This is a genomic window from Erwinia persicina, assembly GCF_014838825.1.
Classification (GTDB): domain Bacteria; phylum Pseudomonadota; class Gammaproteobacteria; order Enterobacterales; family Enterobacteriaceae; genus Erwinia; species Erwinia persicina_A.
The window spans coordinates 368,932-389,941 of the sequence record NZ_JACYMO010000001.1; the positions used below are offsets into that span (position 1 = coordinate 368,932).

Annotated in this window: 20 protein-coding genes; 7 read left to right on the forward strand and 13 right to left on the reverse strand. The window is 57.8% G+C overall.

Annotation, left to right across the window (positions count from 1 at the left end):
* Positions 1-44: 44 nt before the first annotated feature.
* Positions 45-1,166: an ROK family transcriptional regulator gene (locus tag IFU29_RS01700; protein WP_191932383.1), complete on the reverse strand. Its 1,122-nt coding sequence runs from the start codon at positions 1,164-1,166 to the stop codon at positions 45-47.
* On the reverse strand, positions 1,163-2,053 hold the full coding sequence (locus IFU29_RS01705; protein WP_191932384.1) for a BadF/BadG/BcrA/BcrD ATPase family protein: 891 nt from the start codon (positions 2,051-2,053) through the stop codon (positions 1,163-1,165). The genes IFU29_RS01700 and IFU29_RS01705 overlap by 4 nt, the downstream gene beginning before the upstream one ends.
* Before the next feature lie 287 nt (positions 2,054-2,340).
* On the opposite strand from IFU29_RS01705, the gene IFU29_RS01710 reads away from it, so the two are divergent.
* Together IFU29_RS01710 and IFU29_RS01715 are read left to right on the forward strand one after the other, a co-directional pair.
* Entirely contained in the window at positions 2,341-3,489 is a 1,149-nt protein-coding gene (locus tag IFU29_RS01710) for a Gfo/Idh/MocA family protein (RefSeq protein WP_191932385.1), read from the forward strand.
* Positions 3,490-3,703: 214 nt separating this feature from the next.
* Positions 3,704-4,912, forward strand: a complete 1,209-nt coding sequence (locus tag IFU29_RS01715) for a diguanylate phosphodiesterase (RefSeq protein WP_191932386.1) — start codon at positions 3,704-3,706, stop codon at positions 4,910-4,912.
* A gap of 48 nt (positions 4,913-4,960) precedes the next feature.
* On the opposite strand, the gene IFU29_RS01720 is transcribed toward IFU29_RS01715, so the two are convergent.
* Positions 4,961-6,793, reverse strand: a complete 1,833-nt coding sequence (locus IFU29_RS01720; RefSeq protein WP_191932387.1) for a methyl-accepting chemotaxis protein — start codon at positions 6,791-6,793, stop codon at positions 4,961-4,963.
* 232 nt (positions 6,794-7,025) lie between these two features.
* Between IFU29_RS01720 and IFU29_RS01725 the strand changes: the two genes are divergently transcribed.
* Positions 7,026-7,445 (forward strand): GNAT family N-acetyltransferase, encoded by a 420-nt coding sequence (locus IFU29_RS01725; protein WP_191932388.1) that lies wholly within the window; start codon positions 7,026-7,028, stop codon positions 7,443-7,445.
* Between the two features lie 12 nt (positions 7,446-7,457).
* Here IFU29_RS01725 and IFU29_RS01730 read toward each other — a convergent pair whose 3' ends face one another.
* Entirely contained in the window at positions 7,458-7,907 is a 450-nt protein-coding gene (locus IFU29_RS01730) for a DUF4385 domain-containing protein (protein WP_191932389.1), read from the reverse strand.
* A 395-nt stretch (positions 7,908-8,302) separates the two neighbouring features.
* On the opposite strand from IFU29_RS01730, the gene IFU29_RS22435 reads away from it, so the two are divergent.
* Positions 8,303-8,476, forward strand: coding sequence for a YnfU family zinc-binding protein (locus IFU29_RS22435; RefSeq protein WP_274604273.1), 174 nt, complete (start codon positions 8,303-8,305; stop codon positions 8,474-8,476).
* A gap of 40 nt (positions 8,477-8,516) precedes the next feature.
* Here the strand turns inward: IFU29_RS22435 and IFU29_RS01735 are convergent, their stop codons facing one another.
* The 3 genes from IFU29_RS01735 to exaC form a co-directional block, all read right to left on the reverse strand.
* Complete coding sequence (locus IFU29_RS01735) at positions 8,517-9,425, reverse strand: LysR family transcriptional regulator (RefSeq protein WP_191932390.1); 909 nt, start codon at positions 9,423-9,425, stop codon at positions 8,517-8,519.
* Between the two features lie 192 nt (positions 9,426-9,617).
* Positions 9,618-10,643, reverse strand: coding sequence for an alcohol dehydrogenase AdhP (adhP, locus tag IFU29_RS01740; RefSeq protein ID WP_191932391.1), 1,026 nt, complete (start codon positions 10,641-10,643; stop codon positions 9,618-9,620).
* A gap of 26 nt (positions 10,644-10,669) precedes the next feature.
* Positions 10,670-12,190, reverse strand: coding sequence for an acetaldehyde dehydrogenase ExaC (exaC, locus tag IFU29_RS01745; RefSeq protein ID WP_191933093.1), 1,521 nt, complete (start codon positions 12,188-12,190; stop codon positions 10,670-10,672).
* 284 nt (positions 12,191-12,474) lie between these two features.
* Here exaC and IFU29_RS01750 point away from each other — a divergent pair, with 284 nt between their 5' ends.
* Positions 12,475-14,262 (forward strand): sigma-54-dependent Fis family transcriptional regulator, encoded by a 1,788-nt coding sequence (locus tag IFU29_RS01750; protein ID WP_191933094.1) that lies wholly within the window; start codon positions 12,475-12,477, stop codon positions 14,260-14,262.
* On the opposite strand, the gene IFU29_RS01755 is transcribed toward IFU29_RS01750, so the two are convergent.
* The 5 genes from IFU29_RS01755 to IFU29_RS01775 form a co-directional block, all read right to left on the reverse strand.
* On the reverse strand, positions 14,259-14,654 hold the full coding sequence (locus IFU29_RS01755; protein ID WP_191932392.1) for an SgcJ/EcaC family oxidoreductase: 396 nt from the start codon (positions 14,652-14,654) through the stop codon (positions 14,259-14,261). The two genes, IFU29_RS01750 and IFU29_RS01755, sit on opposite strands and share 4 nt — an antisense overlap.
* 89 nt (positions 14,655-14,743) lie before the next feature.
* Positions 14,744-15,541: a hypothetical protein gene (locus IFU29_RS01760; RefSeq protein ID WP_191932393.1), complete on the reverse strand. Its 798-nt coding sequence runs from the start codon at positions 15,539-15,541 to the stop codon at positions 14,744-14,746.
* Entirely contained in the window at positions 15,538-16,053 is a 516-nt protein-coding gene (locus IFU29_RS01765; RefSeq protein WP_191932394.1) for a sigma-70 family RNA polymerase sigma factor, read from the reverse strand. Before IFU29_RS01765 ends, IFU29_RS01760 begins: the two co-directional genes overlap by 4 nt.
* Before the next feature lie 26 nt (positions 16,054-16,079).
* On the reverse strand, positions 16,080-16,610 hold the full coding sequence (locus IFU29_RS01770) for a tetratricopeptide repeat protein (RefSeq protein WP_191932395.1): 531 nt from the start codon (positions 16,608-16,610) through the stop codon (positions 16,080-16,082).
* A gap of 13 nt (positions 16,611-16,623) precedes the next feature.
* The gene (locus IFU29_RS01775) at positions 16,624-17,208 is read right to left on the reverse strand and encodes a cytochrome b (protein WP_191932396.1); all 585 of its coding nucleotides are present in this window, start codon (positions 17,206-17,208) and stop codon (positions 16,624-16,626) included.
* Positions 17,209-17,560: 352 nt separating this feature from the next.
* Here IFU29_RS01775 and mqo point away from each other — a divergent pair, with 352 nt between their 5' ends.
* A complete protein-coding gene (mqo, locus tag IFU29_RS01780; protein ID WP_191932397.1) occupies positions 17,561-19,216 on the forward strand; it encodes a malate dehydrogenase (quinone) in 1,656 nt (551 codons plus the stop codon).
* A gap of 71 nt (positions 19,217-19,287) precedes the next feature.
* On the opposite strand, the gene IFU29_RS22700 is transcribed toward mqo, so the two are convergent.
* Positions 19,288-20,079, reverse strand: a complete 792-nt coding sequence (locus IFU29_RS22700; protein ID WP_191932398.1) for a hypothetical protein — start codon at positions 20,077-20,079, stop codon at positions 19,288-19,290.
* A gap of 128 nt (positions 20,080-20,207) precedes the next feature.
* Between IFU29_RS22700 and IFU29_RS01790 the strand changes: the two genes are divergently transcribed.
* Positions 20,208-20,849, forward strand: coding sequence for a Vat family streptogramin A O-acetyltransferase (locus IFU29_RS01790; RefSeq protein WP_191932399.1), 642 nt, complete (start codon positions 20,208-20,210; stop codon positions 20,847-20,849).
* Positions 20,850-21,010 lie beyond the last annotated feature (161 nt).

A 21,010-nucleotide genomic window follows, 5' to 3' on the forward strand; every position in this document is an offset into this window, starting at 1 on the left:
CCGCTCACAAAGGGGACGCCACCGCATCAGGGGACATCCGCCGGTTATACCGGCGATTCTGCCTCGTCATTGGCCCGGGCGGCCAGCAGATCCAGCAGCTTATTAATGGCAAACCCGGCGGCTCCAAGCGCCCACATGCGGCTCGACTCGGTGAGGAACTGCAGCGGCGTGGTTTGCGGCGTCAGCTTCAGACGATAGGCCTGGAAGTTAAGCGTTATATGATCGAGCAGAATACGGGATGCCATCTGCGGCTCCATCGCCAGATAGACCACGTCCGGATCGTAGGCAATGGACAGGTTGGCCAGGGAGATCCCCAGATGTCGCCCCGCTTCTTCCAGCGCTTCAAGCACTTCCGGTGTCGGATTGCTGTCCAGCGACTTCAGCGTGGCTGACGTGGATTCAGGTCCGCTGACCCGCTGAAGCACCGCCCTTGAAGAAGCCACTTCTTCCAGCAGACGTAATGACCCGTCACCCAGTAACGCATGACCAATCTCTCCGGCTTTACCGTGACGCCCGCGATAGAGCTGACGATCCAGCAGAATACCTGCGCCAATACCTTTGCCATAGGTCGCGATCACCGCCGACTGTACGTTTCCCAGTTGACCAAACACCATCGCTGCCAGGGCCATCGCGTTAGCGTCATTTTCGATAAACACCGGCAGGTCAAAGCGCGCTTCAAGCAGCTGTGCTATCGGCACGTTATCCCAGTCCAGCACGTTGGAACGGATGCAGATGCCCTGCTCCGCGTCCACCAGGCCGGACAGCGCCAGGCCGATGGCACCGACGCGTTTACCTTCCACGCCGCGCAAAAATTTTGCCAGCGCATCACTGAGCTGACGTGGGGTCATTGCCCCCGACGGGATCTGCTGTTCACTGAGCAGGTTACCGTTCAGATCGGTCATCACGATCAGGTTACGTTCAGCATTGAGCTGAATGCCTACCACGCTGGCCCGGTCAGGGTTGAGGCCCAGCAGCGTTTTTGGCCGCCCCATCGATACGCGGCGCAGGCCCAGTTCCTGAATGACCTCATGGGCCAGCAGGCGGTTAGTGGCCTGGGAAACGGTCGACATACTTAAGCCAGTCCGCACTTTCAGGTCGGACTGGCTGATGGGGGCATTTTCAACAATCAGGCGCAGAATGCGCGCGGTTACGTTTGGCGCGGTCATATATCCCTTGTTTCTGCCAGTGAGGCGTTATGGCGGGCCAGATAAAGTGCGCCCGCCAGGGCATCCTGCCGGGGAGCCACCAGCAGCGTGCGGACCGCGTCAGGCAGCCAGCGTTCAACAGGTGAGGCCAGCCCGCCCATCAGGGCAATGCGCCCGTTACTAAGGCGGTGCAGACGGCGCACCAGCAGAGCGATGTCGTCAGCGGTCTGTTGGATCAGCGCCACGGCATGAGGATCGCCAGCGTGGGCGGCGCTAAACACGTCGGGCACGACGCTGGCCCAGTCGCCCGGCGTGGCGGTGCGCGTCCAGAGTAGCATTGACTCTGCACTCTGCTGAAAGCGCGCCATCACGCTGTGAGTCAAGTCCGTTTTTGCGATGATATCTTCATGGGCCAGCAGCGCCAGACGCAGGGTCCGGCGGCCAAGGTCGGCACCTGCCCCCTGGTCTGACAGTGCGAAGCCCCAGCCGCCGAGCAGCGTAAAATGCTCCCCGTTCCAGGCCGCACCCTGGCTGCCGGTGCCGACAATCAGCACGGCACCTGGCTGGCCGTCGTGCGCCCCGGCACAGGCAATTTCAACATCGGTGATGGCCTGCACAGCGGCACAGGCAGGCCGCCAGCTGGCGAGGCGTGCCTGTACCGAGGCGACATTGGCCCCGGCCAGTCCGGCGACCAGGGCGGTTCTGGTCAGTGCATCGGGCGGCAGGCCTGCTTCTGCGATGGTCCGGGCGATAAGCTGATCTGTCCCCTGGATAGCCTGCGCGTAATCGGACCAGACATTGGCCGGTCCGCCGGTGGTTTCGGCCAGCACGCGGCCGCTGTAATCGGTTAGCCGCGCACGGCTGCGCGTGCCTCCGCCGTCAATACCGAGGAGATAGTCTGGGTGCACGCGTTTCCTCCCAATTAAGCCAGGTGAACAGAGGTGACTGTAGTGTGCGAACGATAGGTGAAAAAAACTTAAATCGCAATAACAAATAAATATGACGAAAATCATACAATGTTAAATTGATTAAAATCAATATATTAAGATTTTTATCCCGTAAGTGTGATGGCGCGTATATTGACATTACTTTTTCTGTCGTAATAAGTTGGTGGTCAGATAATCTCCAGCTGACGCCCCTTTCGGGTCAGCTTACCGTTACCTCATGCTTCGGCATTTCCGTCAGGGGTTTTAACATGAAAGTAGGCATTATCGGTCTGGGTTTCCGCCTGTCCCATGTCGTTCACGAGTTCAGCAAAGCCGATGCGACGTTTGAACTGGCAGGCTATTACGACCCGGCCCCGGCAGGTCTGGCGAACCTCCAGAACGTTGGTATCGCTGCCGGTACGGCTTATGGCTCAGTGGACGCGCTGTTACAGCATGGCGATCTCGATCTGATCCTGGTGGGGTCGCCTAACTTCATGCACCTTGAGCATATTCGTCAGGCACTGGCGGCGGGTTATCGCGTGTTTACTGAAAAGCCGGTGGTGATTGACGAAGCGCAGACGATGGAAATGGCGAAGCTGGTACGCGAATATGGTCAGGACCGTATTCTGGTCGGGCTGGTGCTGCGTTACTCCCCCCTCTATCACGATCTGCTGGCCGCCCGGGATGCCGGCCAGCTGGGTGAAATTACCTCGATCGAAGCCACCGAGCATATCAAGCCCTATCACGGGGCATTCTTTCAGCGCGACTGGCGTCGGCTGGAGAAGTATGCCGGTCCCTATATTCTGGAAAAATGCTGCCATGATATCGATCTCTATCAGGGGCTGATCGGCGAACGTCCGGTCAGGGTGGCCAGCTTCGGTGGCCGGAAGTCATTCACTCCGCAGCATGCTCCAAAGGGGGCCGTGACGGCAGACTCAGAGGTCTACCATGTAAAACCCAGTGGCTGGTCATCGACCGATGCAGTATTTGACAGCGATGCGGATATTGTCGACTACCAGACGGCAATGATTGAGTATGCCAGCGGGGCTGCCCTGTCGTTCCACGCCAACCTCAACGTCCCTGATGAGTTTCGCCGCTTTTGTGTCATCGGCACTGACGGGATGGCCGAGGGGGACTTTGTTCGCAACTATTTCCGCGTACACAACGCCCGCACCGGTGAAAAAGAAGTGGATACCGCCTACAGCGGCAATGCCTACGACGGCCACTACGGGGCCGACGCGCTGATGGCAGAAGAGATTGTCAAACACATTACCCAGGGTACGCCGCTGAAAGTATCAGTGGTGGATGCGCTGGAAGCGGGCCTGACCGCGATTAAGATTGATGAAGCCCGCAAAACCCGGCAGGTGATTGACCTGACCGATACCTGGAAACAGTTCGATGCCCACCACCAGGGGTAACCAGGAGGTGAGTTTACACCTCCCCTGATCCGGCGTATCCCCCTCGCCGGGCAGGCTGTCATAGCGCTACAGACTGGCTCGTTGTCTCCGCCGGCCACCGGGCCGGTTTTTTTTACTTTCCGCATTACCCAGTGTTTTCTTGCGACCAACAATCACTCTGCGATAAATTCAACTGTAACTAACGCCCTTCTCACGTCAACCAGGTCAGGAACGCATGTTAACGACGCTTATTTACCGTAGTCGCCTGAGTCGCAGCGTCAGCGTACATTTTCTGGCCCAGCTGGCGGGAAAAGCGCAGCGCTTTAATGAAACGGTCAGCGTCACCGGTATCTTGCTGTTTGATGGTGACTATTTTTTTCAGATCCTCGAAGGCCCCGCTGAGGCCATCGACAGGGTGTATAACCGCGTACGCACCGATCCACGACACACGCAGATTGTGCAGCTGATGCGTGATTATGCCCCTGAGCGTCGGTTCGGCAGGCTGGGCATGGAGGTGATCGATATGCGCAATCTCACCTCTGAGCGGATCCTGGACAACGTCCTCAGCCGCGGCACCGCTAAATATCCGCTGAATTATGGCGACCGGGTGTTCAAATTTATCAAAACCTTTGTTACCGGACCGCGAAAGAATCATCTGTCGCTGCCCGATGACAGCGCTGAGTGGCGGTTCACCGCTGAAGCGGACGCCATGCAGATGCGGACTTTCGCTCCTGACGGCGAACCCTGTCAGTTTGCTCTGCAGCCGGTGGTGAATCCCGGTGCCCGCAGCATCGGCTATCTGGAGGCCCTGATCCGCAGCCCGTCTGGCGGCTCCCCGGCGGATTATTTTGCCGCGCTTCCCGCGGATAAGCTGTATGAGGCGGATCTGCATGCCAAGAATGCGGCCTTTGCTCTCGCCAGTCAGCTGGATATCGGCCACGCGCAGATCGCGGTGAATCTGCGCCCCATGTCGCTGGTGCTGGTGCCTTCAGCCGTAGATATATTGCTGGAGCAGATTACGCGGCACGGGCTGGAGCCGGAACAGGTGATCGTGGAAGTGACCGAAGATGAGTTTATCTCGCGGTTTGATGAATTTGAAAAGGCTATTCACCAGCTGCGCTATGCCGGGATTGGCCTGGCGATTGATGACTTTGGTGCGGGTTTTGCCGGCCTCTCCCTGCTGGCCAGGCTTCAGCCAGAAAAACTGAAGATTGACCGCAGCCTGATTGAGTCGATTCAGACCAATGGGCCGAAACAGGCGATTGTCAGAGCCATCGTCAACTGCTGCGCATCGCTGGAGATCACCGTGGTAGCGGAAGGGGTGGAGACGGCCGCCGAGTGGCGCTGGCTGGAAGCGGCAGGGATCCACCACTTTCAGGGATATCTGTTTGCCCGGCCGCTGCTGAACGGCATCCCGGCGGTGGCCTGGCCCCATCTCAGCTGATCCGGTCAGGCCCGGTGCTGGCGCACCGGGCTTTTACGTGGCCCTCCGTCAGGCGTGGGTGGTAAAGCGTGATACTGAATTCAACAGGCTTTCTGCCTGATCGCGCAGGGCATTCGCCGCTGAAGAAGACTGTTCCACCAGGGCGGCATTTTGCTGCGTAACGTTATCCATTTCGGTAATGGCTACGCCAACCTGCGAAATACCGCTATTCTGCTCATCAGAGGCCTGCGCGATCTCATTAAGAATGCCGGTAACGTTCTCGGCTGAAGTGACAATGTCACGCATGGTTCCACCGGCCTGCTCCACCAGCACCGCGCCGGAGTCGATCTGTTTTACCGACGCCTCGATCAGCGTGCCAATCTCTTTGGCGGCCTCTGCGCTGCGCTGGGCCAGGTTTCTGACTTCCGTCGCTACCACGGCAAAGCCCCGTCCCTGCTCGCCCGCCCGCGCCGCTTCAACGGCAGCATTCAGCGCCAGAATATTGGTCTGGAAGGCAATGCTGTTAATGACGGTAGTGATGTCATTAATTTTCACTGAGCTGGCGGTAATGGCGCGCATCGTTTCCGTCACCTGAGTGACGATACTGCCGCCTTTATTGGCAATAGACGCGGTGGTTTGCGCCAGGCTGGTGGAGTGATGGATATTCTGCACGTTATTTTTCACGGTGGCGGTCAGCTGTTCCATGCTGGCGGCCGTTTGCTCCAGCGCTGCGGCCTGCTGTTCCGTCCTTGACGAGAGATCCTCATTACCCGCTGCAATCTCAGCAGAGGCCAGATTGACCTGTGAGACGCCGTTGCGGATATCACTGATAATGCGGCGCAGGTCGTCATTCATACCGCCGACTGCATTCATCAGTTTACCCATCTCGTCACGCCGCGTGGTGGCCATATTCATACTGAGATCGCCGGAGGCAATGCGCCGGGTGAATGTCAGAATGGATGACAGCGGACGGGTGATCTGGCGGGTGATCACCATCGCAATCACAATGCCGGTCACTACGGCGGTCAGCAGGATTGCCACCATCCAGACAACCGCCTGCCGGATATCCTCCTGGGTGGCATCAATTTCCTGTTCGAACAGCTGTGCGCTAATCGAAGTGAGCTTGAGTCCGGCTGCTGCCAGTGACCGGGTGGCTTCCTGTTCCGCCAGGAATGAAGTGCGATAGCTGGCGACCTGTGGTTTTTTCATCTCCAGCGTAGCGACGACGGACTCCAGACGCTCACGCTCTGTGGGCTTCAGTTGAGGTGCCACCGCCTGCAATAACTGAATCGATTCAGTTATAAAGCCTGCCAGTGCATCCTGCGCCGCTTCACTGTTCTGCAGTTCCAGCAGCGTCAGGCGGGTCGCGACGCCATCAAGATGTTTAACCGACTCCGCCAGGGCCGCTGCGGGCGCAGCAAACTCGGGCTGACCGGCATATGCGGCAGAAAGACTGGCTATCGTGTCTCTTTCTTTGCTGACGGACAGCGCAGAGGCGATCTGGCTACGCTTCTGGGTTTCCAGCACCGTTTCCGCGCGTTTATCGCGATAGGTCGCGATATAGCCGGTCAGGCTGTCGAGCTGCGCTCGTTTTTCGCCGCTCCAGTGGCGCTGTTTCAGTTCATTAATCTGCGCCTCAACCTCCTGCAGGTGCCGGTCGTTGGCGCTGATAAATTGCTCATCGTGTGTTTTGATATATTGCAGGCGGGAATCTTTCGCTAAAGCAAACTGATCGGTCAGTATTTTCAACATCCGCACTTTACCGGCGCGATCGCCAATATCATCCAGACTTTTGATCCCGCAGAGTGCCACGGCAATACTCAGGATCAGAACCAGGCCAAAACCTGACATTAACTTTTTTCCAACGGCCATATTCTCAAAGTAAACAAACAACTTTTTCATTAAATAAACTTCCTTTGTTGAACGACGCTTGTTTTAGTAAATCGCTCTGTTATCGGCAGCGCAGGGGCGAGAAATAGTTTATTTAGTTACTTTATTATCACCTATTGGTAACAATTTGTTATTGCCACTGAGTTAACGAAAAAGTCTTTTTTTTCCTGTTATTATCCTGAATTCCCGACTATGTTTACCGGCCACTGCTCTGTCTTTTTTATTCCTGCGTATAAGGTGACTCATGAATGTAACCGTTGTTGAACATATTTCAGAGTCGGACAAAGAGGATTTGCTGGCCGGATTAAGAAGCTATAACCGCCAGTTTATCAATAAAGATAACTGGGGCGATCTTGGCTTGTTTAGTCGCGGTGATAACGGCGTCCTTCTGGGCGGGCTGATCGCTTCCAGAGTCGGGCTGTGGCTGAATGTTGAATACCTGTGGGTCAGCGAAGCGGCCAGAGGCAGCGGGCTGGGGGCGACGCTGCTCCAGACGGCGGAGCGCGAAGGGATTAAAAAAGGGACGCGCCAGGCACTGGTGGATACCTTCAGCTTTCAGGCGCTGCCCTTTTATCAAAAACAGGGCTATCAGTTGCAGATGACCTTAGCGGATTTTCCCGACCCGGGCATACAGCGATATTATCTGACTAAATGTCTGGTGTAGCCCCTGCCAGTATTATCCATACTGTTGCTGATGTTTTTTCCTGCGCGCCAGGTAATCTTTATCGGCGCGAATGCTGTCCCAGCAGGCTTTAAACACGGCGGCCGCAGCGGCTTTCTCTTCATTCAGGGTATAAGGCAGAATATTTCCGTCAGCGTCGTATTTCTTACCGCCCTGATGGTTGGCATAGCGGCGGGCGCGCGTGTAACCCATCTGAATAAATTTGCGGGCCATGTCCATGCCAACAAAATCGTCGTTATTCCGGTAGTCTTCAAACATTGCCATAATCTTTTTAGCGGAGGCTTCCGCTATCGCCACCGTTTTAAAACGCCAGTGCGGCAGGATCTCCCCTTTATAGGGCTCCACCATCAGTACGCCCTGCTCCCCGCGCCCGACCTGGTAGTGTTCCGGATGCCTGCGGCAGTCGAGCTGTGTGTAGTCCTTCTGGTAGTCAAACGCCTTCATCTCCGTTCCTTAGCTAAATTAGCCTCGTTCGTTTATCCAGCCTGGCACAGGCTGAACGGCTTTGCCGCCAGACGCACGCGGAATAACTCAGACAGTGATGCTGGTTAGGGTACAGGCGATAGTGATATCTGCTGATTAGCAGCGCAAAGCGGCGCACTAAAGAAGGCAACGCTAAATAAAACAGACATTGCGGCGTTGTACATTATTTGGCGCGTTTAACCGGACACTGTGCTTCTGTCGGTATAAAGTGTCGGCACTCAGGCCGGGCGCGTTTTCTGCTGGTTCCCGGCAATAACCGGCTCCTCTGGCATGTCGAAAGGTTGTTTATTTCCGGCCAGGGAACCGTCAGCGGCACTCTCGCAGCAATAATATTCACCGCCAGTCAGTGAGGTTTTATGTCATTTATCAATGATGTTATGAAGCGCTTAACCAGCGCCACGGCGTCAACTACCCAGGCCGTGTGTCCGGTTTGCGGGCATCGCTCATCCCATGCTGCGATCAAAATTCGTCAACAAAAAACGCTGCTCTGCCCCGCCTGCAAATCCCTGTTTGTCGTTCCCCATTCCTGACCTTGCGATTTGCCGACGCAGACGGCTTAGTGTGACACTGTCACAAAGGAACGTGCTGACGGCAAACGGTGAGCAGCAACTGCCGTAGCCAGCGGTGGGCGGGGTCGACCTCCGATCGCGGGTGCCACATCTGCGACACGGTAATGGGGGCAGTTTTCACCGGCAGTTCAAACATCGCCAGCCAGCCCTCCGGCTGATTAATTAAAAAGGATGCCGGCACCAGCGCCACCAGGTCAGAGGCCCGGGCCACCGCCAGTGCGGCGGGAAAGCCCGGCACCACGGCCTGCACCTTGCGCTGCAGGCCCAGTTCCGCCAGCGACGCATCCACCGGCCCCGTGCTGCGGCCGCTGCGTGAGGCCACGACATGGCCATAAGCCGTATACTGAGTGACGCTGACGTCCGCCTGCTGCGCCAGCGGATGATCCCGGCGGACCACGCCGACGAAACGATCGCGAAACAGCGCCTGAAGGCGAATTTCCGGGCCCATCTCTCCGGCGACACCAATTTCAATATCCACCAGACCTTCTCGCAGCGGCTTTATGCTCTTTTGCGGTTTTGGAGCAAACCGCAGCCGCACCAGAGGGGCTGCGCTGGCGGTTGCGGCGATCAGCGCCGGACCAAAGGCTTCCACAAAGCCGTCGTTGGCGCGCAGGGTGAACTCACGATCGAGGGTGGCCGGTTCCAGCGTCGTACTGGCGGGCCGCAGCACGGCACGGGCTTCGGTTACGGCACGCCGGGTGCTTTCACGCAGGGCTTCGGCCCGGGGCGTCAGCACCATCTGCCGCCCCGCCCGCACCAGCAGCGGATCGCCGGTCACGCTGCGCAGGCGGCTCAGGGTGCGGCTCATGGCGGAGGCACTGAGCCCCAGACGGCGCGCAGCCGCCGCCACGCTGACTTCGGCCAGCAGGACGTCCAGGGCGATCAGCAAGTTCAAATCAGCTTCAGCCATCTCAGCGCACGCTCGCCGCAAAGCCAGTCGGTGCCATCAAGTGCTCAATATCCTGCAGGGTCAGCGTCATAAGCGGGTTTTTTACCAGGGAAACATCCGCCCGATGATAGCACTGAAAGTGGGTGGTTTGCGAACAGGCACAGCGCGCTGCCGCGCCTGTGATGGCGGCCGGAGGTGGCCCGGCCGGCCGGGCTACAGAGCCAGATCGATAACGATACGCCCCTCAATTTTACCGGCATGCATGCGGGCAAAAATATCGTTGATATTGGCCAGCGGCTCGACGGCGATATTCGCCGCCACCTTGTGGCGACCGGCGAAGTCCAGAGCTTCCTGCAGGTCCTTACGCGTACCCACAATCGACCCGCGCACGGTAATGCCATCCAGCACCATATCGAAAATCGACAGGTCAAACTTGCCCGGCGGCAGCCCGTTCAGCACCATGGTTCCGCCGCGGCGCAGTGTGCCAATGGCCTGCTCAAAGGCTTTGGGCGAGACGGCCGTGACCAGTACGCCGTGTGCGCCGCCGAACGCCTCTTTAAACACCTTCGCCGGGTCAACGTTGCGGGCGTTGGCCGTGACGCTGGCCCCCAGTCGTCTGGCAAAGGCCAGTTTGTCATCATCAATATCGACTGCCGCCACGTTAAAGCCCATGGCCACCGCGTACTGAACCGCCATATGGCCAAGCCCGCCGATACCGGACACCACCACCCAGTCCCCGGCTTTGGCTTCGGTCATTTTCAGTCCTTTATAGACCGTGACACCGGCACACAGAATGGGGGCAATTTCATTAAAATCGATATTGTCCGGCAGGATCCCAACGTAGTTAGCATCGGCCAGGCAGTACTCGGCAAAGCTGCCGTTCACCGAATAACCGGCGTTTTGCTGCGAATGGCAGAGGGTTTCCCAGCTGTCCAGGCAGTGTTCGCAGTGGCCGCAGGCGGAGTAGAGCCACGGTACGCCCACGCGGTCGCCCTCTTTAATATGTTTGACGCCTTCGCCGACCGCCACCACATACCCGACACCCTCATGCCCCGGAATAAACGGCGGCTGCGGCTTGACCGGCCAGTCACCTTCGGCGGCGTGCAGGTCGGTATGGCAGACGCCGGTGGCGATGACTTTGACCAGCAGCTGACCCGGTCCCACCTCGGGGATCGGCACCTGTTCAATCACTAACGGCTGACCAAAGGCTTTCACGACGGCAGCTTTCATGGTTTTCATTATGCACTCCTTACGGGAAAACAGGCTTAAAACAGCCCTAACGGTGCTGTGTCATAGCTGACCAGCAGGTTTTTAGTTTGCTGATAGGCGTTCAGTGCCATCTTGTGCGTCTCGCGCCCGACGCCCGACTGCTTGTAACCGCCAAAGGCGGCGTGAGCCGGGTATATGTGATAACAGTTAGTCCACACGCGTCCGGCCTTGATGCTGCGGCCCATGCGATAGGCAAGATTCGAGTCGCGCGTCCAGATGCCCGCCCCCAGGCCAAACTGGGTTTCATTGGCGATGGCCAGCGCCTCCGCTTCATCCCGGAAGCGCGTCACGCCAATCACCGGCCCGAAAATCTCCTCCTGGAAACAGCGCATCTGGTTATCCCCCTGGATAAGCGTCGGCTGGATGTAGTAGCCGCTGTCCAGCTCCGGGCCCAGGCTGGCGCGTTCACCGCCTGTGAGAATTTTGCCGCCTTCCAGGCGGGCGATATCGATGTAGGAGAGGATCTTATCGAACTGCTGGCGTGATGCCTGCGCCCCGATCATCGTCTCTGTGTCCAGCGGGTCACCGCGTTTGATGGTGGCGACTTTTGCCATCACTTTTTCCATAAAGGGTGCATAGATCGCTTCATGGATCAGGGCGCGTGACGGGCAGGTGCAGACTTCGCCCTGGTTGAAGAAGCCCAGCACCAGCCCTTCTACCGCTTTATCAATGAAATCAGGCTCCCCGTTCATCACATCGGCAAAGTAAATGTTCGGTGATTTACCGCCCAGCTCCACGGTGCAGGGAATGATGTTTTCCGCCGCACAGGCCATAATATGGCGGCCTACCGGCGTTGAACCGGTAAAGGCAATCTTGGCGATACGCCGGCTGGTGGCCAGGGCTTCTCCGGCTTCCCGGCCAAAGCCCTGCACGACATTGAGCACCCCGGGCGGGAAGAGATCCCCGACCAGTTCCAGCAGCAGCGTGATCGCCAGCGGTGTCTGTTCAGCGGGCTTCAGCACCACGCAGTTACCGGCTGCCAGCGCCGGGGCCAGCTTCCAGGCCGCCATCAGCAGCGGGAAGTTCCACGGGATAATCTGCCCGACCACGCCCAGCGGTTCGTGGAAGTGATAAGCAACGGTTTTCTCATCAATCTCGGCGGCGCTGCCTTCCTGCGCCCGCAGACATCCGGCGAAGTAGCGGAAGTGATCCACGGCCAGCGGCAGGTCCGCATTGAGGGTTTCGCGGATCGGTTTCCCGTTGTCCCAGCTCTCTGCCACGGCCAGGTATTCCAGGTTCGCTTCGATCCGGTCCGCCAGCTGCAACAGCAGGTTGGAACGGTGCTGAACGCTGGTTTTTCCCCAGGCGTCCGCTGCACGGTGTGCGGCATCCAGCGCGGCGTCAATATCACGGGCATCGGAACGTGGAAACTGTGCAATGTCACTGCCGTTCACCGGCGAGGTATTCATAAAATACTGGCCGCTCAGCGGTTCGACGAATTTGCCATCAATGAAGTTGCCGTAGGCGGCCTTAAAGGACACCAGGGCTCCGGGCGTGCCGGGATGGGAATAACGCATCGCAAAATCCTCTTGTAGGGGGTTCTCAGAGAGATAATCAACCGCGCCGTACTGTTGTTCATACGTTGTCACGGTTGAACGATCCCTTTTGCATATGGCGTGCCAGTTTCGGGACGATATGTCACCGTTTATAATGATGTTAAAAATCAGCAGGATGGGCTGTTCTTTTTATCAGTAACGGGAAGTTTGAGAGCGAAATTCCGCAACTGTGTTGCAAATCGCAACACCCTGAATACCAGATAGCTACAATGTCGCAACACTCTGACGACGGTATGAGGTTATCAATGCAGGGATTTTCGTCACCGGCCATTCCCTCCGCGATCGCGCCCGATCCCCTTCTGAGCGACTCCTGGTTTCGCAGCCAGCTATACGGTCTGGATCGCCTTTCCGATGATTTTCCCCGACTGCGTCAGGGGGAACTGGCGGATGTGCTGGCCCACCACGCCACGCTGCAGCAGTTTGCCCGGCCTGCCATCCATGCCCTCGCCGAAAAAGTGGCCGACAAGCAGGCCGTGGTGATCCTCTCCGACGCCAGCGGTCTGGTCCTGAACACCTTTGGCGATATGCAGGCGCTGAAAAAAGCCGAACGTTTTGCACTGGCACCCGGTAATTTATGGAGCGAGTGCGGGCGCGGCACCAATGCCATCGGCACGGCGCTGGCCATTGATGACTGCTGTGAAATCGACGGTCAGCAGCATTTTCTCACCCGTAACCAGGGCCTGTACTGCGCGGCCATTCCGCTGCAAACCCCCGGCGGGCAGGTCGCCGGGGTACTGGATATTTCCGGTCCGGCGCATTTTGCCCATCCGCATACGCTGGCATGGATCAATGAGGCAGCCAGACAAATTGAGTATCTTTGGGTGAAGCAGACCCTGCATCCTGACCAGTGGCTGATGAGCCTGCATCTGCAGTTGCAGGGGCTGGACCGGGCTGAAGAGCTGTTACTGGTGTTTTCTGACAATATTCTGATGGCGGCCAACCGTGTCGCGATGCGTGAGCTGACGCTGCGCGCTGAACAGATGGGCAGCCTGACCTTTCAGCAGCTCTTCCCGCATCTGCAACAGCACGCTAATCAGGTCCCGCAGTCCCTGACCACCTGTGATGCACAACGTTATTTTTTCCGCCTGCGAGCCCCGGCACGTCGCCACGTTCCTGCCCTGCAGACCGGAGCCTGCCCTCTCCCGCTGCCGCTGCGTGACGGCGGAGATAAGCTGGTGCGCCTGTTGAATGCCGGGGTATCTCTCTGCGTACAGGGCGAAACCGGCAGCGGCAAAGAGTATGTCAGCCGGATGCTGCATCAGCAGAGTCGCTGGCGTCAGGGGAAATTTGTTGCCATTAACTGCGCAGCGATCCCCGAATCGCTGATCGAATCGGAACTGTTTGGCTATCAGCCGGGGGCCTTTACCGGTGCCAGCAAGAACGGCTATATCGGTAAAATTCGCGAAGCCGACGGCGGGGTGCTGTTTCTGGATGAAATTGGCGATATGCCGCTGGCGCTGCAGACCCGTCTGCTGCGTGTTTTACAGGAAAAAGAGGTCGCTCCGCTGGGATCAAGCCGCAGCTGGCCGGTAAATTTTGCTGTGATCTGCGCGACGCACCGCAACCTGCCCGCGCGGGTCGCCAGCGGTGAGTTCCGCGAAGACCTGCTCTACCGTCTGCAGGAATTTTCACTGACTCTGCCCCCCCTGCGCGAGTGGCCGGAACTGCCCGCCTTTATTCTGCAGCTCTGGCAGGAAATGGGTGGGGAACAGCGGGGCATCGGTCTGTCGCCGCGGCTGCTGGCTACCCTGACACAGCAGGCGTGGCCGGGAAATGTCCGGCAGCTGCGCAGCGTGCTGAAGGTGTTACTGGCGCTGGCAGATGATGACACCCAACTGGATGCGGACAGTCTGCCGCCGGAGTATCAGCATTGTGCTGCCCCACCGCGCCCCGCACTGCAACAGCATGACGACGCCCTGATTGCGGCAACGCTGCAACGCTTTAACGGCAACGTCAGTAAAACGGCGGAGGCACTGGGGGTGGCGCGCAGCACGCTCTACCGGCGGGCGGCGCGCCAGTCTTGCGGAGATTAACCGTCCAGCAGCGTGGTGCCGTAAGAGTTATCGATAGTGCAAAGCCAGCCGCCATCCGGCTCCTGACGATAGACATAGGTGGCCCGGCGCGTGGTGGTGACGGTTCCTCCCGCGCCGTCAGGATAGTGCAGGACCGTTTCCATTATCACCAGGGCGTTTCCGCTGCCTTCGATGACCTGCATCTCGCCCTGCTCTACCCTGAGCTGGCCTTGAAAGTGGTCGGCAATCGCCACAAAGGCCCGGCGAATGGCATCGTGCCCCTGCACAATCATCCCGGGTTTCACCACCAGGCTGGCATCAGCGGCATACCAGCCCATCAGGCTGTCAAAATCCCGGGCGGTGATCGCCCGGTCACAGGCTTCTATGATGCGTCGTATCGGGTGTGAATTCACGTTAATGGCTCCTGACGGATAAGGTTGGTTTTTCACCCTGTCATAACGGTGCCAGAAAACAAGGGATTTACCCCTTTTTTCTGTTTGTCTCAGGCTGCGCTCAACCCCTGCCTCAGCCTCCCGGCGCTCTGTTGCAGCTGTTGTGCCGGACTGCGGCCAATCAGCACGAACTGATATCCCCCGGCGTGCCACCAGGCAAGGTTCATCCCGTGACGCCGCTCCGCCTGTATCTCGGTTTCATTTTCATGCTTTTCACGCGAGACGCAGAGTGCCACCGGCCCCCACTGGGCATGTTCCCAGGCGATCTGCACGATGCTGGTATCGTCATAGCGCAGCAGCCGCACGCTTTTCAGCGCGGCATTGTGTAACGCCAGCTGTTCCGCGCTGAGCTGCAGGCCCATCTGCTGCGAGGTGCGTTCCAGCGCCCGCGCAATCAGCGGCGCGGAGCTGTCCACGTCGGCCAGCGTTTGCGGGCTGTAGAGGGACATATACCCGGCTTCCAGGTCGCGGATCTTCTCGCTTTCACGCTGCGCCCCATCGGGCCGGGCAAAATAGCCGAGGCTGGAGCCGATCGCGAGGAAACTCAGCGAGGCGGCAATCAGCGCCCGCCGGCTGACCTGTCCGGTGGCTGCCGGGGCGGGCGATTGCGCCAGCAGGCGATCGAGGTCTTTCTTCATCTGCGCCGCCGGTGCCGCCGCCAGCAGCGGCTCAAAGGCCGCTTCAAACGGCTGGTTGCTCTTCATCAGTGCGGCGGTGCGGGCGGACAGCGTCTGATCACGCTTCAGCTGCTGCTCAAAGTCCTGCATCTCGTCTGCGCTCATCTCACCGTCCAGCCACGCGGTAATCGCTTCATCGCTCCAGGGGGCGCTTAACCGTTCTCTGTTCACAGGCGTTTCTCCTTTACGGTCGCTGTACCGGTTTCGGCTCGTGCCAGCGTAGTCCTTGCCGCCGCCAGACGGCTCATAATGGTGCCGATCGGTACGGTCAGCGTGTCAGCTGCTTCCTGATAGGTAAAACCTTCAACGTAGACAAGGAACACGGCATTCCGCTGCGCCTCGGGCAGTCTGGCCACGCGCTGCATCACCTGCTGATAGTGCAGATGGTTATCGTCATGCTGCCAGGTGTCCGGGGCATAAAGCTCGTCGCTGTCGACAAATCCCTGCCCCTGGCGCACGCGCTGCGCGCGCAGATCGTTGATCCACACCGAATGCAGCAGCGTAAATAACCAGCGGTCAATGCGCGTACCGGGGGTAAACTGTGCGCTGCGCTCAAGCGCCCGGACGCAGGTGGTCTGCACCAGCTCCCGGGCCACCTCGTTGTTACGGGACAGCACCATCCCGTAGCGCCACAGGCGCGTAAGATGGTCTGCCAGATGATGGCGGACTTCGCTGCTGGTCATGTTTTCTTCTCCAGGCCGCCGGCCGTTCAGGACTCAGGGTGGCCGTTAATCGCCGCCTGTAAATCCCGGTACTCTTCACAGTTCACCCCGCACAGGGAGCGAATAACCGCCAGCTGCTCGCGCGCCAGGTCAGGACGCCCTTTAATCATCCATGCCTCACCGAGGTATTCGCGTACCCGGGCATAGTGTGGATCGAGCGCTATCGAGCGCTGATAATAGCCTATCCCCTCATCCGTACGCCCTGATTTCCGCGTGGCATAGCCACGATAATTCCATGCCTCGCGGGTATCCGGATTTTTAAGCCTGTCCAGGAGATTCAGCGCGGCCTGATAATCGCCCTTCTTCGCCAGGTGGTAGGCGTAGCGGGTTTTATCCTCATCGCTGAGGCGGCTGGTTTTTTCCACGACGCACTGCCTGCGGGTACTGTCATACACCTGACCTTTCGGGCAGTCCGGGGTTTTGCTCTCGCTATTGTCATCACCCATGGCCTGCGCCAGCGGTGCGTGCAGGGTAAACAGCAGCGCCGGAAGCGTCATCAGTAACATCATTTTTTTCATGGTCGTTATCCTGTCAGGAAGCGGAAGTGTTGCGAACGGGCAGCATTCGGCGCAGGACGCTGTCGCGCAGAACATAGTGATGGAACAGTGCGGCAAGCGCGTGTGCGCCCGCCAGAATAATCAGCGCCCACGCCACATTGTCGTGCCAGCCTGCCAGCTGATGGCGTCGGCCGGGATCGACGGCGATCCACGCAGGGATATGAAACAGACCGAAGAAGGTAAAGGGCTCCTGCTGCGCCCAGCGCAACATAAAGCCGAGGCCTGTCTGCGTGAACAGCAGAAGATACAGCGCCCCGTGGACGGCGTGCGCGGCAACACGTGACAGGCGCGATCCCGCTGCAGGTGGCAGGGCAAAGCGCGCCCGGTGCTGGCTGAAGATACGCCACAGCGGACGGATAACCATGACGGTCGCCAGCAGAATGCCGCAGGAGATATGCACTGACTGTAAGCCTTTACGCAGCGGCGTCCCGCGCTCCAGCAGCGCCCAGATATGCGCTGATGCAAACAGAAAGATAACGCTGCCGGCGGTGAGCCAGTGCAGCGCCAGGGTCAGAGCGTCATAGCGCTGACGCAGGGGCCGTGAGGGAGGTAATGACATCGCGAGGGTTTTCCTGTCGCAGTGGAAGATGTTCAGTTAACACCTGAGGACGGTGTTCTATTCGAAAAAAGTGTCACCTTTTTTGGCCGACAGCGTGGGCAAGAGAGTGTGCGGCATTGCCCCGTCCCGGGCATAAAGTCCGCTGCTGTTTTTTCATTTCCCGCGATAATTGAATAACAGGCTTTTGCCTATTTATAAGTAAATAAACTCAGAGGGTAATTAAATTAAACGTTAAGTAAGTAAATTAATTTAGGGATTTGATTTAAATATAATAAATAGTTATTAACTTTTCGTTAAATTGAGCCTAAAATATGCGCTCAATTTGTTAACCTATATTGATGCCTTATTTAATATGTCTAACTTTAAAAGAACGATCCCCCTGCTTTCGCTGTCAGCAGTGCTGGTGTGCACCAGTACCTGGGCTGAAACTCCTGCCACGGAAAAAACCGATGTCCTGCTGATCGGCGGCGGTATTATGAGCGCCTCTCTGGGTACCTGGTTACAGGAACTTCAGCCGGGCTGGAAACAGCTGATGGTAGAGAAGCTGGACGGCGTGGCGCTGGAATCCTCTAACGGCTGGAATAATGCCGGTACAGGTCACTCCGCCAATATGGAGCTCAATTACACGCCCGAGCGTCCGGATGGTTCTATTGATGTGTCTAAGGCACTGGACATTAACGAACAGTTTATGATTTCCCGTCAGTTCTGGACGGCCCAGGTCAAACGCGGCATCCTGAACAACCCGCACTCATTTATTAACTCTACGCCGCATATGAGTCTGGTCTGGGGTGACACCAACGTTAACTACCTGACCAAGCGCTATGAAGCGCTGCAGCAGACCACCCTGTTCCAGGGCATGAAGTTCTCCACCGATCAGAATCAGATCAAACAGTGGGCACCGCTGACCATGCAAGGCCGCGATCCGCAGCAGAAAGTCGCGGCGACCTGGACCCCGGTGGGTACCGACGTCAACTACGGTGAAATTACCCGTCAGCTGATCGGCAGCCTGAAGAAAGATAAAAACTTCCAGCTGGAAACTTCCGCTGAAGCGACCGATTTCAAACGTAACCCGGATAACTCCTGGCATGTGACCATCACCGATGTCAAAACCGGTGAAGAGCACGCAGTCGATGCCAAATATGTGTTTATCGGTGCGGGTGGCGGCGCGCTGAAGCTGCTGCAGAAAACCGGCATTCCGGAAGCGGATAACTACGCAGGCTTCCCGGTAGGCGGTTCCTTCCTGGTGACTGAGAACCCGGAAATCACCAAACTGCACACTGAAAAAGTGTACGGTCAGGCTTCCGTGGGCGCGCCGCCGATGTCCGTACCTCACCTGGACGCCCGCTTCCTCGACGGCAAACGCGTGGTACTGTTTGGGCCGTTCGCGACCTTCTCCACCAAGTTCCTGAAAAATGGTTCGCTGTTCGATCTGTTAAGCACCACCACCACCAGCAACTTCATGCCAATGACCCACGTTGGTATGGATAACTTCGACCTGGTGAAATACCTGATTGGTCAGGTGATGCTGGATGACAACGACCGTTTTGAAGCACTGAAAGAGTACTACCCCGCCGCGCGTAAAGAAGACTGGAAGTTAATTCAGGCAGGCCAGCGCGTTCAGATCATCAAAAAAGATGAAGAAAAAGGCGGCGTGCTGAAACTGGGTACGGAAATTGTGACCGATCAGCAGAAAACCCTGGCGGCCCTGCTGGGTGCTTCCCCGGGTGCTTCCACGGCGGCTCCTATTGCGCTGAACGTGATGAAAAAACTGTTCCCTGAGCAGTTTAACTCTCCGGAGTGGCAGAGCAAGATCCGCACTATCGTGCCGAGCTATGGCCAGCAGTTAAACGGCAACAGCGCGCTGACTCAGCAGGTGTGGGATGATACCGCCGCCACCCTGCAGCTGGTTAAGCCACCGGTTATCGATATGGATCACAACAAGCAGGCAGACGCCCCTTCTCAGCCAGAGAAGCGCGCCGACAACCCGCAGCACGACATGGCACTGTAAGCGCCTTCTGACGTGAAAAAGGCCGATCCTCAGGATCGGCCTTTTTTATGCGCTGAATACGGGGATGCACATCAGCCCGCGCTGTTCTGACTGTCCGTTGCTTCTGTAAAAGCGGGTTTGGTGCGGGTCACCGAGTAAGCCACCTTTTTGACTTTACCGGGTACGGTGGTGATTTCCACCGGCGGGATGGTCACGCGGCCCAGGCCGAACAGCGTCTGCACGTAACCGCCCACCTGATGCTTGCCGGGTTCGACAAATACCACCCGTTTCTCCCCCCGTTTGAGGACCCCCGCTTCCGTCCCGTCAATGGTTAGCGTGATGGAAGAGCCATCATCTGCACGGGTCACGATATGCGAAACATCAATCTGCGTCGGGCCGCTGCTGAACGGTGCCACGGCCTGAGTGCTTTCTGCCGCTGAAATTTTCTCGTCCTTCACCGGTGCCGCCGCAGCAGGTGCCGTCTCTTCGACGGGGACCGGCGCGCTGGCGGTCGCAGCGGGGGCGTCGGCTGACGGTGAGGTGACTGGCGCTTCGGCCTTGCTGGCCGGTGTCTCTGCGGTCGCCGCCGCTGGCGTGACGGGCTCTGTAACGGCACCCGGTGCGGTGATCGGCTGCGTCTGCACCGGCTGTTCGACAGGTGTTGGCTGCGCGGTGTCTGCCGACGGCGTTGATTCTGCCGGCTGGGCAGGCGGGACAGGTTGTGCAGCCTCTACCGGCTGTGCAGATTCTGCCGGTTGTGCGGTGGCAACGGGCGCAGTGGCGGCCTCCGTCACCGGGGCCTGCGTGGACGCCGGTTTAAAAGCAGCACATCCGGTCAGCGTGGTGGCGGCAACGACAGCTGCCAGCGTAAAACGATACAACATTATGGCGAATTCTCCTCGGCCGAATTTGGCGCAGCTATCATAACGCCCCTCTGTGCCTGAATACAGCTTAGGCGGATCGGTATCCTCTGAATTACACTCTCTTTACGCTATGACTACAGGAGGACTTTATGTACGGACCCCATCCGGACGAGAAACATCCCTTACCTGACTTCCCTCAGGTCTGTTTTATTAAAAACAGCGTCACCCGTCCCAATATCATCATTGGTGATTACACCTATTACGACGACCCGGAAGGTGCAGAGAACTTTGAGCGCAACGTGCTCTATCACTACCCGTTCATCGGCGATAAGCTGATTATTGGTAAGTTTTGCGCCCTGGCGCGCGGGGTGAAATTTATCATGAATGGGGCCAATCACAAGACCTCCGGCCTCTCTACCTTCCCTTTCTTTATCTTCGGCAACGGCTGGGAAAGTGCTGCGCCGCAGCCCGGTGACCTGCCGTATAAAGGCGACACCCGCGTGGGTAATGATGTCTGGATCGGTTATGACTGCCTGGTGATGCCCGGCGTCACCCTCGGTAACGGCGCGATTATCTCGTCACGTTCAGTGGTGGTGTCTGATGTTCCTGCGTACAGCATTGTTGGAGGAAATCCGGCAAAGGTGATCCGTCAGCGTTTCAGCGATGAAGTGATTGTTGAGCTGGAAAACATTGCCTGGTGGGACTGGCCGCCAGAGAAGATCACGCAGAATCTGGCGGCGATAACGTCCGGGGATATTGCGCGCTTAAAGGCGCTTCAGAGCGCATCATAGAACGTTTCACGGGTCGACCTTTTCATTGGTCGGCCCTTCCGTACTGACGTGGCTGCGAGCCTAAGCCCTAAGTACTCACCTGTTTTATTGCTTATTTGCGCATTTGATTTAAGTCACGTACCACTAAAATAGTCTGATTACACACGCTTTTTACTTCCGAA